We start from the raw sequence: 16,688 nt of genomic DNA, 5'->3' as shown, positions 1-16,688 counted from the left end.
TGACATACTTCTGATAAATCCGAATTGCGCTGTTAGTGAATAGATCGTGAAATGACAAAGCGGATGTGTCGATGGAGCATCGCCAGTATATATCATTCATAGAGTAACGAGGCTTTTCGATGCTTGAAGCATTCCCCCTCTCAGTTGCGAATACACTGTTCTGAATCAAAACAATGCATAGAACGGACAGCAGAAGTTGTTTCCTCATCATTTGTCGCTCTGCATCGTCGCTATAAACACTTGTAGATTCGCTTACACATCACAGTTAGTATGTCTATGGACCTTCTCACGTAGCCATGAGCGGTCTCTGTGATTTGTGTCTGCAAACATCGGCCGAATCTGTTAGTCACTTGGATTCACATATAAGTTGACAAGTTAGTCATTGTCAAGGAAAAACGTGGATACGACATGGACCTCATATAATCCGCAGCTCCCAAGTACCACGCGATAAACTGCGCGAGAGGCTGTTTCGATGGAACATACATGACAGTACCATAACTTAGCTGCGATCCCATCAGGAACAACAACACGACTATTACCTTTTTCATCACTTCCTCCCGAGCAGATACCAATGTGCGTTTCCTCAAATCAAGCAGTGCAGCGATGGACTGAATGGTACAGATTCAATATAGCTGACTGGTTGGTAGATGCAAGGGGAAACCGTGTGACCGCCAAGGTACAATCATATGGAATCAGATGAAATTGCTCACCTTTCTGACTTTCCACTGACAAGTTCTGACAGTGTACATTTGTTTCTTTTCGGTGGTAAAATATACCCAGTTCCGGGGAGGACTTATGTCAGCTGTCAAGTTGTGGTTTTCGGAGAAGGAAGATTGCTATCACAACAATGAGAAGTGCACGCGAGGCTGGATGATTACTAAGAAAGAGAGACTCGAAGGAACTGGAAACAAATCGCTGTGTGTCGTGTGTAGGGTACTCAACGAACGGGAAAAGCAGTTATCGAGATGACCAAGAAGTTTCACTTCGTCAGTCGGCGTATGAGCACTCACTAAAATGAAGATTATCTTGAAAATGATGACACCCGGATTGATGACTGATGAATTCCTGGCACCGACAAGAATCCCTTCCTGACGGTCATTTCAGATTGGCCGCGATTTGCGACTGGTGCCGCCGATTTCGGTAGGTCTCTGGAACTCATACTCTTTTTCTCAACAGCAATCCGGCGCCCCTAAAGCTGAAGTCACACCTGTTTCTGTCCGATAATATTCATACAGTCAAGTTCTGTGGGCATTTTGATTCGGGAGATACCATGACACGAGATGAGCGAAATCACGGCAGAAAGCGACTATACGACCACCTCATGGTGTTCGATCGAGTGATGAACCAGACGGTCGGGCGAATACTCAATATGTCGATTAGCGGCATTATGATGATCTCTGAGGATCCAGTCGAATTGCCCCGCATATTTTCCTGCAGAGTGAAGCTGCCAAAGAAAATCAACGGATCTGATCAATTGGAATTCGATGCTCAGGCCAAGTGGACCAGGTTCAACAGCCTGACAGGGCTCTATCAAACCGGGTACAAGTTTATCAATCTGACCCCTGAAAGCGAAAGACTAATCCAGAAGATACTCGAAACCCGGAACATCATGAACTACGATCTTCAGCATCCGAGGAAATCCCCGGTTCGCTCGAACTGTTAGCCTGTCGAATCGGAGATTTGCCTATCGACGTCCAATTCTCATCATAACACGCATCGCTTACTTGCCATCAAGCATTGTCACACGAGTTCCCGCGATGCGATCGCCGAATCGCGCGTTCTCATCGGAAGTCAGTATCAGCACTACACCAACGGCGTTAAGTGCGGGTAGCGAATCGACAACTCTGAGCACATTTCTCAGGCTACTCTTCAACATTCCCGGCTTACCGCCACCGACCTGGATTACGCGAATACCGACGGCGAATTTGCCGACTGTGGCGCCTAAGTATGCCTCCGCCACGATAAAATAACCGACGATGGCTACGAAGAAGATGATACAGAGCGGATCGGAGATGAAGAGCCCGTGGCTCCACAAGTGATCGCTCGCACTCATAATCCAAACACCTTTCACGATCCTCGTGACGGGAAAGAAGACTGCACTGAGAATCATGAAGTCAATCACGAGTGCAACAAAACGACATAAGAGTCCGGCATATTTCATACAGTCACCTGAACCAATGCGCGAGCAAGTGTCCGAACATCCACAGTATATAAGATTGCTATTTCAAGTTCTTCGCGTAAAAGGACTCTGTCTTTTCGAGCACTGAATCAAGAGCTGTGCTGCTTCCGGCGAACGGATGCACTATTCCGAATGTATGGCCGGTCTTCGGAATAATATGAAATTCGGTGCGATTCTTATCGGACCATTCGAGCAGCTTCCCCCCTTCAGCGACCGTCACCGAAATATCCTGCTCGCCGTGAGCGATCATCAGCGGACGGTTTAGTTCACGGATGGCTTTTTCGATATTGAGCAAATTATCTTTGTGCTCTTCGAGGTCTTCAAGCAATGATGCATTGAGACGCATCACTTGACCGGTGCGCTGATTCACAACTTCGAAATGGCCGGTCTTGCGCCATTTCTCTTTGTGCTTCTCAGAATATCTGTTAAAATCCGCAACCGATGACCAGAGCGCGACCGCCGCAACTTCAGGATTCTGTCGCGCCGCCGCGAGCGATATTCCTCCGCCTCGGCTGTGACCGAGCAGAGCGATTCTGTGATCGCCAATATCACCTAAGAAACCGCTACGGCAAGCATCGACGATTTCGCAGACCTCCCTCACTTCACGCGAGAATGTGTTCTCTGAGAATCTGTCGAGCTCATCGAATTCTGTCAAGCTCTCCCCTACTCCGTTGTGGGAGAAGTTGAATGAGACTACAATATAGCCCCGATCGGCGAAGTAGTTCCCCATATATGGCCAGAATCCCCAGTCTTTAAATCCTTTGAAGCCATGCACAAACACGATGCATGGTCCCTTTCCAAGATTATCCTGACCGAAAATAGTCGACCTGAGCCTCTCACCGTCGCTTGCTGCAAATACAATATCTTTCTTCATGATGTCACAATATGCCCCGAATCTGATATGAAGTCAAGCATCATAGTGGACAAATCAAAGGGCGGGTTTCCCCGCCCCTGATCTGCCCTTAGTGAGAAAGCGCAAAACATCCTCTATCAAGCGGGCGTTCTGATTCTTCGCTTCCTGATCATCCAAATTGCGGCGATCATCAGAAGGACAGCAAGCGCAATCAAGCCGTACTCGGTCAAGCTGGGACAGCCTTGAGCGATGGCGTCCTTATCGAATAAGCAGCCCACCAGACATTCGACGAGAGCGTCAACTTCATCGATTGCAGCTTCGAAATCGCAGGTGGTCAGTGCCGTCTCTATACAAGTTACGCATGCGGGAGATGGTGGAAGACCACATACCAACGCACAGACTGCAGTAAATGCAGCTACACAACCAGCACCGGACCATGATATGTCCCAATCGGCAAAGCAGTCAATAATACACTGGATGCAGCTCCAGAATCCCATTATCTCGGCTATATTGAACTGCTCAGCTGGATATGTCTTCCTTGTGCCGTCGGGTCGCGTTACAGTGACCGTTTCGGTTAAGTTCTGGGTCATGCTGGTCAGTCTATGCAATTCTGCCTGGATTGCATCCTGATCCCCTGATTCAAGCAGCTCCAAGAGGCCAGGCAAATCGAAGACTGAGGTGCGCGTGATCTGTAAGCCCGCTATTCCGGTTCTGAATCCGACTGCCTTGTCGAAACTAGGCGGAAGTTTGAACGTCAAGTCGACTGTGAATCGGTCGCCTACGTTCCTCATGGAGATATCATGTGAAGCTATCGTGTGGGTTTGACCGGCCATGTCTTTGATTATAAATCGATCCTCTCGAAGAAAGAAAGTACTGCTAATCTCATTCTGCTGAAATTGAGCCATGGCCATAGAGGTGACTCTCGATATTTTGTCACTTATGGCAACAGTTTTGATGTCATTGATTGGGCTCAACCCCAAAAGATCTGCTCTTTGAGCAAACTCTCTCTCAAGACCGTTCAAATTGATTGCGGACTCGTTTATCGACTCGAGTCTCAACTGCTTGGCGTCAGCAAAAGCACTAAGCGTTGGAGCGAATAGGAATACACCTACCAGCAACATTCGCAATGTCAAATGCGTACTTCTCATTATCGTTCCCTTCCCTTTGCTTCTACTAATACTGTTCCATGCATTCTTGGATGCACAATCTGTCTTGTTTTCCAATTGATCACCAAATTCGTAGCGGCGTCAATTCGGCGGCGCTCGTCCCTCCGGTAAGAAGAAGAAACCTCGAAGCAAATCTACTGCTCTTTGTATTGATTCAAGCGCTGATGAATCATCGTCGGAAGCTGCCTCACGGCGGCTTTCATCCGACATGCACAGGTTTAAGAATGCCGCAATGACCGCATTCAAGCATACGATCGCAAACGAGACAATCAAGAATCCGAACAGGACTGCCATGCCGTGAAGCAACGATTCGGATTGGATACCGGATTCGGCAAGAGGAGAACTCAGAAGGCCGAGTCTAACCAGCGTGATCTCAAACACAATCCAGATCAAGGCAACGATCACGGGATTGAATCCAAGCTTATCCCTTGTCCGGGATATCCCCCATGCGAAAAGAGCCAGGAGCGCTGTGCAGGTAGCGAGCTTCAGCAGCACCGCGACTGGAGCTTCAAGCAAACCACCAGCGAATGCTACGCATCCATAAGTAAGTCCAAACAGAAATCCGAGACGGAGGGATTCTGCCGTGGATGCCCAGATGATCCGATACAGCAGCGGGACAAGCGCAATGCATGAGACATACCAGTAGACGGGATAGAGGCTCGATATCAGAAGAAGGAATGCCGATGAACCGGCATACAAGAAGCTTTCAGCCCAAACGACAGCGAGACGGCTGTCGTTTAGATCAGTCAGCCTTCTTGAGTTGTTGTCTGCGCGATGATGTCCGGTCCATTTTGTAATTTGCGGAATAGACTCCCGCATGTTACAAGCACCGTCCTGTCAGGTTGCGCAGGCGGGTGTCCCTTTTGTGCTCACTCAAGAGATGCAGAATAACGGGTCACAGGACCTGCATATCCACTGTTTCCGACTCGGCGGCGATACCAGTGCACTTTCAGAGAGGTGCGGGGATGGAATACCGTACTTAGTAAAAAGGTACAACGAAGCAGATGTTGAGTCAAGAGAAATTATGTGAGAAAACTCTCACACTCGCAATCGGATGCCCAATCAGGCAGACCGGTGCGAACGCATTGCGGCAAACCGATGTGGCATTCAGGAGTCCCACTGCCTGCTGCTCATCTAGAATCTTTCAGCCGTCCCTCAAGTTTCTCGACTGTCACGATCAACTCATCGACTTTGGCCTCAAGAACTTCAAGATCCTTTTTCTTCGCGACTTTCATCTTCTCGATTGCAGCCGTGATCTCGTCAGAAACCTTGTTTCGAATGCTCTTAGTCGACTCCTGAGCCTTGTCGAGCAGCTCGACTACAGCATCTGCCCTGTGTGCTGACGAGACCTCACCTTTCTGAATCAGGTGATCGATGATCTCCTCAGCCTTCTGCTTTGTCACCTCGAATGCACCCAGTGAGGCGAGTATTGTTTTCTTCAAAATATCCATGCTCGATTCTCCTCCTTCAGCAATCAGTACCTTCAGCACTTCAAGAGACTTCCTGTCGTCTTTCCAACCCTTCAAGGTGTAGAGAAAAGTCTGTGCGAGGACTCTTAGCGTCAGATCGTCACCGCTCGAGCTATCGACAATCTTGACCTTCCTCCCCGCGCGCACCAGTTCGGAGACCTCCTCTAAAGTGACGTTGCGAGCCTGCTGAGGGTCGTAGAGCCGCCGATTGGAATATCTCTTTAACACATACGTCATACTGTCATTATGGTGCACTGCACCAATTTTGTCAAGAAAAAAAACCGCCCTCTATTTTGCGATTGATGCCAGAACGATCGTGACGATTTCGAGGAGTCTTTCGCAGGAAAACGGCTTCTTAACAAACATATCGCCGCCAACCTGGAACGACCTGCCCTTGTCGTCGCGCGTGTCCTTGCCTGTAAGGAAAATCACTGGAATTGATGCCGTTTCTGGCGTCTTTTTCAGCTCATTGCAGATTTGATACCCATCCATATTAGGCATCATGATATCAAGAAGGATCAGATCGGGCTTGAATTCCTTTGCCCTTTCGATCCCCATCACGGAGGAGTTCTCGGTAGCGACGCTGTAACCGGCATTCTGCAGAAAAGCTTCTATAATCTGCGTGATCTCCGATTCATCGTCGATTACCAGAATATTAGCCGTTTTCGTACGGCCTACTGTTCCAATCTTCATACTCATACATTACCTATATCGGCGGCGACAGAAATAACTGAAGTGCAAAACTGTGATTCAGATCGCCCTTGCCAGCGAAATCGCAATCCTGAGAGAATCGGCTAGCTCCTCTGCCAGAAACGGCTTCTTCACATACATCGTGCCTCCCCGGGCGAAACTCTGGCACAGATCATTTCTGAAATCTTTCGATGTCACATAGACGATCGGAATCTTGCTGATATTCTCATCCGAAGCGAGCCAGCCAGCGAATTCGTACCCGTCGATATCCGGCATCAAGATATCGAGAATAATGACATCGGGACGGAAATCGCGAATCAGCGAATACGCTTTGCTGGGGTCAGTCTCGCCAACAATATAGAAGCCGAAATCCTTCATCAATTCGATGATTGTCTCAATGACTTCCGGCTCGTCGTCTAGTGCTACGGCTCTCAGAATTTGCTGATCTTCAAGATCGCCTACGGCAAGCATGGATTCATGCTCAAAGTGTTGTTGTCTCATGGCCATCTTCCTGTTGACTGTTCCATGGATCCTCAATCATGATGCTATCGCGTCATATATCCACACACCTGAGACATCTTCAAAGATCAAGGTTTGCGGTGCGACAGATGTACAACGCAAGAGAGCGTGATCACTGTAAGGCAAGGTGGATGATCGAAGGAAGTGCCTATATCCTTAGGCTCAGTGTCCTCGCTCCTGCGATCATGCCCCGACCTCTCTACCATCTATATCGACAACAGTTTTCACGTATTTACTTAAATCAGAACCAACTTCAAGGGCAATCGATTCTGCATAGGCACACTTGAGGCAAGCAAGAACAAGAATCAGATGGAAATTGCGGCGTGCAGTCAGGGCTTAGTCCAAATCCGGAAGCATGCATCAACAAGGCAGCCGTTGTCTTATGTGTGGATGTGTAGGTTTTGTCCCACATCAAGGCAGATCGCAGCCCATATCCATTTCCAGTCATGTCGCTCAGACACAAAGCCCGGCGGACATCTGCGTCACGCCGGGCTTTATTTCTGCGCTGCCAGTTATTTCACGAGTGGCAAGATTCCTCGCCGATTCCGTGAGTCATGCCTACAACGGGCAGTAGTAGCAGGGCCAGACTCCTCCCATAAATATGTATTCCAAGAGGTAGATAGCATCGTCAATGTCGACTGCTTCGGCTCCGCCGGTACAGTCCACATCCCCCATGTCAGCAGTCGGGATCGGGGCAGGACCTCCCTGGAATATATACGCGAGTATATATACGATATCCGAGATGTCAACCCGACCAGAACCGTCAGCGTCACCACAGACGTGAATCGTTACAAGGAACGACGCCGTGTCTCCGCAGCACTCATCCTCGACGATGACCGTCAATGGCTGCGAGGAATACCTCCAGTCCACGATCCCGACAACCGAGTCATTCCTGACCTGAGTCCAGTCCGGGATCTCAGTATAAGTAATCGTGAAAACCGTATCATCCGGATCGAAGATACTCGGATAGTATCCGAAGTGCGCCCAGGTTGTGACCCGTAGCGAATCAAAATCATCGAGTATGACAGGAGGAACGTTTGACTTGTCGACGTAAAGCGTGAAATACAATGTGTCATCTAGGTCTCCATCGGATGCAATCACCGTGAACGACGTGTCTTCGGTCATCCAAGTGACAATTCCGCTAATCGATGCGCCATTCGGCGTCATCCATGACGGATAGTCTTCGAACGAAAACACCAAATCAGTACCGTCACAGTTGGGATCAACTGCAGTGGCCGTGTAGACATAGGGATCGACAAAACTAGGTACAACAGAGTCTGATTCAGCCGATGTTATCTCCGGCGCAAGGTTCGAACCGATCGGATTGCAGCAGTCGTCCAGTTCGTGGAATGGGCATACATCGCACGCGTCGCCAACATTGTCGCCATCTGAATCTTCCTGCAGAGGATTATATGTAAACTCACAGTTGTCACAAACATCACCGACACCATCGCCGTCCCCGTCAGCCTGATCGGCGTTGGTTACATTGGGACAGTTATCGCAGGCATCGCCGAGACTATCTGCATCTGAATTCTGCTGATTGGTATTCTGCACCAACAGGCAGTTGTCGCATACATCACCGACATTGTCTCCGTCGTCATCCTCCTGCCCCGGATTGTAAATGCTCGGGCAATTGTCGAGAGGACAGGTATTCGCGGGATAGCCCGGATCACCGAATCCATCTCCATCAGTATCCGTGCACTCATCGCATACATCGCCAATGCCGTCGCCGTCAGCGTCCTCCTGACCCGGATTATTCACTGCAGGGCAGTTATCGAGTGCGCAGGTGTTGTACGGATAGCCCGGATCACCGTATCCATCGTTGTCAATATCGGTGCAGGTATCGCAACTGTCGCCTACGCCATCTGCGTCCGCATCTTCCTGATCAGGATTGTAGATGTCGGCGCAATTATCGCATCCCGTTCCGTAATCGTCGGCATCGGGATCTTCCTGACCCGGATTCGCAACAGTCGGACAATTGTCACACAGATCACCTATCTGATCGTTGTCTCCGTCCGCCTGATTGGGATTGCTGATATCCAGACAGTTATCGCAACTGTCACCCGCGGCGTCGGAGTCTAAGTCCTCTTGCAACGGATTATATGCAAACGCGCAGTTGTCCAATGGGCAAGTGTTCGCAGGATAACCCGGATCGCCGAAGCCGTCGCCATCGGTGTCCGTGCACTCATCGCATTCGTCACCGAGACCATCGCTGTCGGCGTCAGACTGACTCGGATTGTAATCATCCGGACAATTGTCTAACGCGCATGTATTGTACGGGAATCCCGGATTACCGAATCCGTCACCATCAATGTCGGTACAGGTGTCGCAACTATCGCCTATGCCATCAGAATCTGCATCCTCCTGCGACGGATTGTAAACAGCGGGACAGTTGTCTTCGGGACAGGTGTTAGCCGGATATCCCGGATCACCAAATCCGTCACCATCTGTATCTGTACATTCGTCGCAGACATTACCGATACCATCCCCGTCAGCGTCCTCCTGACCGGGGTTCGTGATGGTTGGACAATTGTCACACACGTCGCCGTAGGCATCAGCATCGGAATTCTGCTGTGATGGATTGTAGTCGGATGGACAATTGTCGTCAGGGCATTGATTCTGAGGATAACCCGGATCACCGAAACCATCACCATCCGAATCAATGCAGTAATTGTTATTAACCGTAATTGTCGTCTGTATAAACTGAGGCTTAAACCCGCCTCCAGTATACGGAGTGTACTTGAATTCGCCAGCCGGTGAATAGAATGCGGAGTCAATCATGATCGTACACGTCTCAGGGAATCTCGTGACGTCTCTTATACTCAGATGCAAATCACCGATTCTTGCTGGAGTGGCTACTGGAAACACAGGTATAGCCCCGCCGATGTTTAGGGCACCAACGATGTAGCCGTTGTACCCCCATGCATCGGTGTTGGTGCCTATCGGGTACCAGTCAGTATTAACGACCGTTCTTCGGAATGTCTTGACCATAGCTGTGACGCTGGGATCGTGGATGAACGTATCAACTACTATCAGTGAATCGATGTGCGGACCAAATCCGGCACCGCCCGAAGTGTTGAGTTCGAATCCCAGGGACAATGCTACCACGATGTCAGCGGTAGCTACGCCATCAGACCAGCCCCAAAGTTCAACTGAAAATACCGTATCTGCCAGACTGTTGATGTCCCATGTGGCCGTGATCGGAGCATAGCGGCATGTGTCCGGCTGTCCGGCATCCCCTGCGAACACAGGCGCAGTGATGCATAGAGCGACCAGTAGTAACAGAGTGAAGCGCTTCATGATTATTCCTCCACTGTCGAGCGCGGTTGGTTGCCAAGTTCATGAAAAGTGATTTCAGAGCTTCGCGTAATAATGGCTTATACATTCTAAAATAAGAATTCGTCGCCGATTTGTCAAGAGGGATAATTCATAACCAATTGCCGCACAAAACATTCACGTGGATCGACTATCCCGCGGCGTGGCGATCTGACTACGCAATCCGTCCATCCGTCAGATATATCGTCGCTGCTCGATTGGTGTTGATGGGGCTATTCCAGTGTCGAACCAGCACTGTCCAACAACACCGGATATTGATTTCGGGTCAGATGATACGTTGAGATCTTCCAAGTGTCAGATTTGATCAATCTCACCAGGCATTTTGGCAGCGAATCAGTGTACTGCAGGTCGTCAGGCATCAACACGAAACCGAGGTGAGCCGAATCATCCATGACCTTTATGCTCCGAGCAGTCCATTTCGGAGTGATTGAATCTGCATAAGTGCACTCCATGAGAAATCTGTTCGCCTCGAATCCTTCCTGTTTAGCCTGATGACTCAGATGCTTGTCGATCTTCATCATGTCGCCGGTCGGCAGACTGGCTTCGAGGTCATCTGCTATTGAACCAATAATCTCTCGGTCCGATCGATTGTCAGTCGGGGTGCAACCGACAATAAGCACAAGCCCGCCAATACAGCATATCAGTCTGAACCAACTCACTTCTTGACCTCCTTAACCGCCGGAAGTGTGACAAGGAATATAGCCCCCCCTCCCGGATTCTCTTCATATTCCATCGTACCATCATGATCACTTACGATTCGGTGAGACAGAGCAAGACCCAGCCCGGTGCCATTGGTCTTCGTTGTGAAATATGGCCGAAAGATCTTCTCGCGGTCCTGCATCTCGACTCCCGAACCGGTATCAATCACTCGTGCAGTCACGGTAGCACCCGATGAAAGACTGGCATCAATTCGCACGACATCCTTCTCGATGCATGCCTCGATACTATTCTTTACAAGATTTATCAGGACTTTCCTGAGCTCATCAGCGCTTCCTTCAACCAGCAGCCCATCTTCGACAGTCAGCTCAAACACGATCCCCTTCGCCGCTGCAACGGGTCGCATTAACTCTGCTATCTCCCTTACAAGCGCAGAGAGATCACAAAGCTCTCGTCTTGCGACATGCGTTTTGGCAAGAGCGAGGAACTGATCGATGATTCCGTTGAGCCGCTCGATTTCCGATTTGATATTGCCGACAAGCTGCCCATATTCCTTAGCGTCCGAAGTCGGACTGAATTCGGATTTGAGCCTCTGCGATGCAATCGATATTGCATTGAGTGGATTCCTGATTTCGTGCGCGACACCTGCAGCCAGATTGCCCAACTCTGAAAGCCTCTCAGACCGTTTAGATGATCTCTCCAGCTTCTTGCTCTCGGTCACGTCATAGATCACGCTCACCGATCCGATAACCCCGCCACCGTCACGAATGACTCTCGACGCTGCAATCAGGAGATCGAGTTGTCTCCCATCTGCAAGCGATACCCTCTTCTCGGTTCGGATTGTCAAGTCGGGAAGCGCGCCCACTTTGTCGAGCATCAACGGATCGCCGTCGAACACATCTCGATAGTCCCTGCCCACAACATCCGAAGCGCGGTGGCCGAACATCTCTTCAGCGCGCGGATTGAAAAGTGTAATGATCCCCGAATCGTCAGTCACTACAACCGCGCTCTGCATCGCATCGAGTATATTGCCGGTAACCGTCTTCATCTTCATGTACATCGATTCGAGTGTCCTGTAATTGAGATTCGCTAAGAAGAAAACGACTACCAGAAAGGATGCTATAAACAGAATCGCACCGATAGCAATCAACTGAGCCTCAAAATTGCCTGTCACCTGCTCGTAGCCTGCCATTGACAGTCCGATTCTTAAGACTCCCGGAGGGAGGCCTTCCGCATCAAACGGCCTGACGACTTCGAGCACTTCCCTGCCTTCGAATTCTATGACACGCGAACCGTATCCACCCTTCAGCACAATCTCCTGCAAGAATTCGTCAGCTTCAATTCTTAAAACTTGCCCTATGCTGCGCGAGGAGAACACGACTCCCTGCTCACTCTGCAGAAAGACATACTCCATGCCGGGCTGAGATCCAATCCTCTGAATCAGCGACCCGATACCGATTCTTGTATTGAACCTCTCGAGGATACTATAGTCTGCGAATACAACAACCGCGCCCGGCTCATCCATCCTTGATGCTGCGAGCACGATCTGAGGTGGAATCACCGGATTGTCGTCATCCAGAATGAAACTCGCGGATCGCACCTGCCCCATCAGAATTTCCTCGAAGGGGAATAGATCAGTCACTGTCGAATCATAAGATTGGCCGATCAAGTCGTTCACACTTGAGATGGCTACTCTACCAACCGAATCGAGCACATCCATTCGGTTGATGCCGGTCGTCTGGCAAATCGCCGCCAGCTCCTGTGGACCCAGATCTCCCTGTTGGAATCTCCGGCCGGTAAGACTGGCGACATCGGAGAGGTTGTCCAGGACCATGTTGTCGACCATATCGGTAGCTGCAAGAGTATTGCTGCTGGCCAGGATTACCGATTCGACAAGAGCGCGTGCCTCATCCTTCATCATCCGAATCACATTGCTCCGGTTTTCACGGATTCCGATCACGACGATGGTCAGGAACAGCGCAGCCAGTGAGGCGCCAATCAACAAAAACAGCCGAGGGTTGATGCTCAGGATAAACCTGATGCTGCTCTTTCTGAGTGGAAGATCTTGCACGACCCGAAATTAATCCGCATCGATTCGGCTAGTCAAGGTAAAAGCATAATCGCAGGAGCACAGCTCCTGCGTGCACTTGTATGTCAAATGCGCATACAGGAATGATGCCCCAGTGCGACCAGAGTGCTACATCACGTGCAAGCAGGGGCTGTGCCCCTGCGGTTTCGGGCTGATTTGGGACCAAGTCGAAAACGCCATCCTAAACGAAAGCTGCCCAACACCCGACACACTATTTAGGCTTGTGTTTTGGACTGGATTGGTTATCTTTCGCTATGTACTTCTAATCTGCTATTGATGAGGAACATATGCGTAATAAATATCTACTTATCGCCGGATTCGTCGCTCTGGTATCACTGCTGATGTTAGCCGGTACCGTATTTGCGGAAACCGATGACCACCGCCAAACGAAATCTGCCGCAAACAAGATCGGGCAGGATGCCTCAACGATCTCCATGAGATCGATTCCTTTTGAGATCGACGCCCAGACTCCGAAGCCGGCAAGGCGAATCAAGCACCATTCGAGGCCGTTCGTCGTCGACCCTGCATATCTTCAGCAACTCGAAGACGAGGCGAATCGTCTCGGTCAGGCGATTGCCAATCCGGATAAAGGCGCCCGGGAAAAAACCCTCGGCTCGCCGTGCAGGTCATATCAGGGAATCATATCGACCGGATGGAATCCTCCCGATCCGCATGCTGCTGTGGGACCGGAACACGTGGTCAATGTCGTGAACAGCTCTATCGCGGTGTTCGACAAAAACTCTGGCACGCTGCTCTATCAGGTAACCGCTGAGAATTTCTTCGCGCCCGTCAATCCGCCGAGCAATTTCATATTCGATCCGAAGATTGTTTACGATCCGTTTGAAAAGCACTTCGTAATTCTGTTTCTCTGCACCGACGACATATCGAAGTCATCATATCTTGTAGGCGTATCTCAGACGGAAGACGCTATGGGCGACTGGTGGCTGTATGATCTCGATGCCGCCATGATCGGTCAGATTCCGGCAGACACCTGGCCCGACTATCCCGGCCTCGGATTTGACTATTCAGATGCGGTTTACATCACCTCAAACGACTGGGGATTTTCGACAGGATTTGAATACTCCAAAGTGAGATTGTTGAAGAAAGCGGAATTGTACACCGGCTCTATTTCCGGCTGGCATGATTTCTATTCGATGCGCTACCATGATTTCTCGGTCGCGTTCACCATCAAGCCTGCGGTTACACTCAGCGACGCTGGCGGAGAGTATTTGCTCAGCAATATCTGGTATGGTGCAACCTACACAACCTACTGGAAAATCGAAGGCGCTGGAACGGAAACTCCGACCATCATGCTGCAGCCTCAAGTCAACTTAGTGGCTCCATACTCGAATCCGCCGAACCCGCCGCAGGCGAGATCGACCGCGGTACTGTCGCCGTTAGGACCGATGACGCAGGATGTCTTCTACAGAAACGATAAACTCTACACAGCGTTTTCACAAAGCTACAATTGGGGAAGCGGCTCGGTAGCGTCGATCAGGCTGGTCGGAATAAACACCACCACAAGCTCACCGTTTCTGAATGAAGTCTACGGAGCGGACGGCATTCACTATTTCTTTCCCGGCATCGCGACAGATTACCAGGACAGGATATATCTCGTCTTCAGCAGATCAAGCGTTGAGGATTTTCCGAGCATATACTACGTCGCCGATTACCAAACGAATAACTCGGCATTCGGTCTGAAAGTAGGACAGGATTACTTTGGATCATCCGGAGTGGTTCGCTGGGGAGATTACGCTGGGATATGCGTCGATCCATCCGATCGCTCAGTCTGGATGTATCACGAGTGGGCCACGGCCAGCCATAACTGGTCCACCTGGGTCGGACAGCTTCCTGAAGCTGTCGAACCGGCAACTCACATTGCCCCGGCAAATGGATCAGCAATTCCAGATACTGTGGTTACGCTGGAGTGGAACAGCGCTGAGGCAGCCGATAGTTTCCTCGTGGAGGTCGACGATCACTACAATTTCTCGACACCGCTCGTTTCTGTCAAGATCACCGAACCGACTTATACTCCGGAACTGGAATACCTTTCCGGCTATTCGTACTACTGGCGAGTGAAATCGATCAATGATTGCAACACGACTGCATATACGACCGCGTGGACATTCTCGGTATGTGGCGATATGCACGGCAATGCTGATAACAGCATCGACATCGACATTGACGACGTCGTGTTTCTGATACACTACATCTTCTCAGGCGGACCTGAGCCCGATCCATATTGGGCTGGCGACACGGACTGCAGTCGGGAAGTCGATATTGATGACGCTGTCTATCTGATCTCGTACATATTTGCCGGTGGGACTCCCCCCTGCGGCGGATGCTGAGCATCGGGACAAAATCGGGACAAAATAAATATTGACAAATTTCGGCCTATTTGCTTTATTATTAGTGCCGCCCAAGCCAAAGCCCAAAACCCATTAAACACAACTTGCCCTGCCGCGTCCTAAGTTATGGAAGGCGGTGGTAGCTATGTCGAGCGAGCTTCAAGTCGCCATCAGTCGCTGCGCAAGCGGCGACACCGCAGCGTTCAAGGTCATAATGCGCACCTTCGAACGGCGAGTACTGGCAATAGCGTATTCCATCCTCGGGAATTCCGAGGAAGCAATGGAGGTCATGCAGGAGACCTTTTTCAGGGTCTACAAGAATCTTGGACGAATAAGAAACGAGGCCGGGTTCTCCCGCTTTGTTTGCAAGGTTGCCGCCAATTATTCCATCGATGTGAAGCGACGTCGCAATGGGCGACACTTTTCGCTCGACGACGAGGCGGAGCTTCCGGCCTCCGTTGTTTTGCAGCTTTCGGATCACAGGAATAGACCTGACCGCGTCGTCGAAAGAGACGAGCTCTGGGCGGCGCTCAAGAAGGCAGTAGCCGAGCTGCCGGACAAACAGAGAACGACTCTTGTTCTTCACGATATCGACGGCCTGCCCAAAGCCGAGATAGGAAAGATCATGGATTGTCCACAAGGTACAGTCAGATCTAACCTGCATATCGCGAGGAAGAAACTACAGGAGAAATTAAGAGAATACGTGTAATTCAACAAGAGAGTGTATATGCCAAACAACTGCCGTAATTGTGAGGAAATGATCAACCAATTCATTGACGGCGAACTCTCGTCGACACGCCGGAAGGACTTCGAGCAGATGCTCAAAACCGATCCGGAGCTTCGAGAGAAACTGAGCCGATACCGGAAGATCAAGGAAGGCCTCAAGGCCTTCAGGAAAGTGAAGTTTCCCACTGCGAGAGTAAGGCAGGCACGAGCGATTGTTCTCGAACGTGTCGCCGCGCTCTCATAGACCACCAAGACCCTACCCAAGACTGGTGTGCAGCCCTCCCGCAGGATTGCACACCACATTCCTGACGCCCCAGTTATTGGGTAGCCGTTCTGGAGCAATACGTCGTCATCGCGAGGAGCGGAGCGACGTGGCGATCTCTATGTCAATCAATGCAATGGTGAAATGCGGAGATTGCCACGCTTCGCTCGCAATGAGATTATGAGAGCGCGCCTCCCAGGTATAAGCTATCTTAGATTATGCCTTGGAAAAACAGCAAATGAAGGAGGCGCACAGGATGAATATAGCATTTGACAGTCACAAACGCTACACACTTTGCTCGGTCGCGTGGGAAATGGGCATATTCGGAGGCAGCCAATTCGATCTGTATAAACCGACATCTATGGCCTGATCGACATGTCGCTCAACTGTATAC

General features: G+C 50.3%; 16 protein-coding genes. 5 read left to right on the top strand and 11 right to left on the bottom strand.

All coding sequences use genetic code 11. The features are described from left to right. Nucleotides 1–356: 356 nt before the first annotated feature. Complete coding sequence (locus KKH67_04160; protein ID MBU1318372.1) at nt 357–548, bottom strand: hypothetical protein; 192 nt, start codon at nt 546–548, stop codon at nt 357–359. A 247-nt stretch (nt 549–795) separates the two neighbouring features. On the opposite strand from KKH67_04160, the gene KKH67_04155 reads away from it, so the two are divergent. Together KKH67_04155 and KKH67_04150 are read left to right on the top strand one after the other, a co-directional pair. Beyond that, a complete protein-coding gene (locus KKH67_04155) occupies nt 796–969 on the top strand; it encodes a hypothetical protein (protein MBU1318371.1) in 174 nt (57 codons plus the stop codon). Between the two features lie 301 nt (nt 970–1,270). After that, nucleotides 1,271–1,663, top strand: coding sequence for a PilZ domain-containing protein (locus tag KKH67_04150; GenBank protein MBU1318370.1), 393 nt, complete (start codon nt 1,271–1,273; stop codon nt 1,661–1,663). Between the two features lie 57 nt (nt 1,664–1,720). Here the strand turns inward: KKH67_04150 and KKH67_04145 are convergent, their stop codons facing one another. The 10 genes from KKH67_04145 to KKH67_04100 all read right to left on the bottom strand — a co-directional run bounded on the left by KKH67_04145 (nt 1,721) and on the right by KKH67_04100 (nt 12,940). After that, the gene (locus tag KKH67_04145; GenBank protein MBU1318369.1) at nt 1,721–2,161 is read right to left on the bottom strand and encodes an RDD family protein; all 441 of its coding nucleotides are present in this window, start codon (nt 2,159–2,161) and stop codon (nt 1,721–1,723) included. 58 nt (nt 2,162–2,219) lie between these two features. After that, nucleotides 2,220–3,053: an alpha/beta fold hydrolase gene (locus tag KKH67_04140; GenBank protein MBU1318368.1), complete on the bottom strand. Its 834-nt coding sequence runs from the start codon at nt 3,051–3,053 to the stop codon at nt 2,220–2,222. A gap of 116 nt (nt 3,054–3,169) precedes the next feature. Further along, entirely contained in the window at nt 3,170–4,180 is a 1,011-nt protein-coding gene (locus KKH67_04135) for a hypothetical protein (protein MBU1318367.1), read from the bottom strand. 99 nt (nt 4,181–4,279) lie between these two features. Then, nucleotides 4,280–5,017, bottom strand: a complete 738-nt coding sequence (locus KKH67_04130) for a hypothetical protein (protein MBU1318366.1) — start codon at nt 5,015–5,017, stop codon at nt 4,280–4,282. 311 nt (nt 5,018–5,328) lie between these two features. Then, nucleotides 5,329–5,895: a phasin family protein gene (locus tag KKH67_04125; GenBank protein ID MBU1318365.1), complete on the bottom strand. Its 567-nt coding sequence runs from the start codon at nt 5,893–5,895 to the stop codon at nt 5,329–5,331. Between the two features lie 60 nt (nt 5,896–5,955). Beyond that, nucleotides 5,956–6,366 (bottom strand): response regulator, encoded by a 411-nt coding sequence (locus KKH67_04120; GenBank protein MBU1318364.1) that lies wholly within the window; start codon nt 6,364–6,366, stop codon nt 5,956–5,958. A 51-nt stretch (nt 6,367–6,417) separates the two neighbouring features. Beyond that, a complete protein-coding gene (locus tag KKH67_04115; protein ID MBU1318363.1) occupies nt 6,418–6,858 on the bottom strand; it encodes a response regulator in 441 nt (146 codons plus the stop codon). A gap of 576 nt (nt 6,859–7,434) precedes the next feature. After that, a complete protein-coding gene (locus KKH67_04110; protein ID MBU1318362.1) occupies nt 7,435–10,176 on the bottom strand; it encodes a thrombospondin type 3 repeat-containing protein in 2,742 nt (913 codons plus the stop codon). 248 nt (nt 10,177–10,424) lie between these two features. Next, nucleotides 10,425–10,871, bottom strand: coding sequence for a hypothetical protein (locus tag KKH67_04105; GenBank protein ID MBU1318361.1), 447 nt, complete (start codon nt 10,869–10,871; stop codon nt 10,425–10,427). After that, nucleotides 10,868–12,940: a PAS domain S-box protein gene (locus tag KKH67_04100; protein MBU1318360.1), complete on the bottom strand. Its 2,073-nt coding sequence runs from the start codon at nt 12,938–12,940 to the stop codon at nt 10,868–10,870. The genes KKH67_04105 and KKH67_04100 overlap by 4 nt, the downstream gene beginning before the upstream one ends. A gap of 305 nt (nt 12,941–13,245) precedes the next feature. Between KKH67_04100 and KKH67_04095 the strand changes: the two genes are divergently transcribed. The 3 genes from KKH67_04095 (at nt 13,246) to KKH67_04085 (ending at nt 16,276) form a co-directional block, all read left to right on the top strand. After that, the gene (locus tag KKH67_04095; protein MBU1318359.1) at nt 13,246–15,306 is read left to right on the top strand and encodes a hypothetical protein; all 2,061 of its coding nucleotides are present in this window, start codon (nt 13,246–13,248) and stop codon (nt 15,304–15,306) included. 145 nt (nt 15,307–15,451) lie between these two features. Further along, a complete protein-coding gene (locus KKH67_04090; GenBank protein ID MBU1318358.1) occupies nt 15,452–16,015 on the top strand; it encodes a sigma-70 family RNA polymerase sigma factor in 564 nt (187 codons plus the stop codon). A gap of 18 nt (nt 16,016–16,033) precedes the next feature. Next, the gene (locus KKH67_04085) at nt 16,034–16,276 is read left to right on the top strand and encodes a hypothetical protein (protein ID MBU1318357.1); all 243 of its coding nucleotides are present in this window, start codon (nt 16,034–16,036) and stop codon (nt 16,274–16,276) included. Nucleotides 16,277–16,688 lie beyond the last annotated feature (412 nt).

The sequence above is a fragment of the Candidatus Zixiibacteriota bacterium genome, assembly GCA_018820315.1.
Taxonomy (GTDB): domain Bacteria; phylum Zixibacteria; class MSB-5A5; order JAABVY01; family JAHJOQ01; genus JAHJOQ01.
This window is presented reverse-complemented; position numbering and strand designations above follow the sequence as displayed.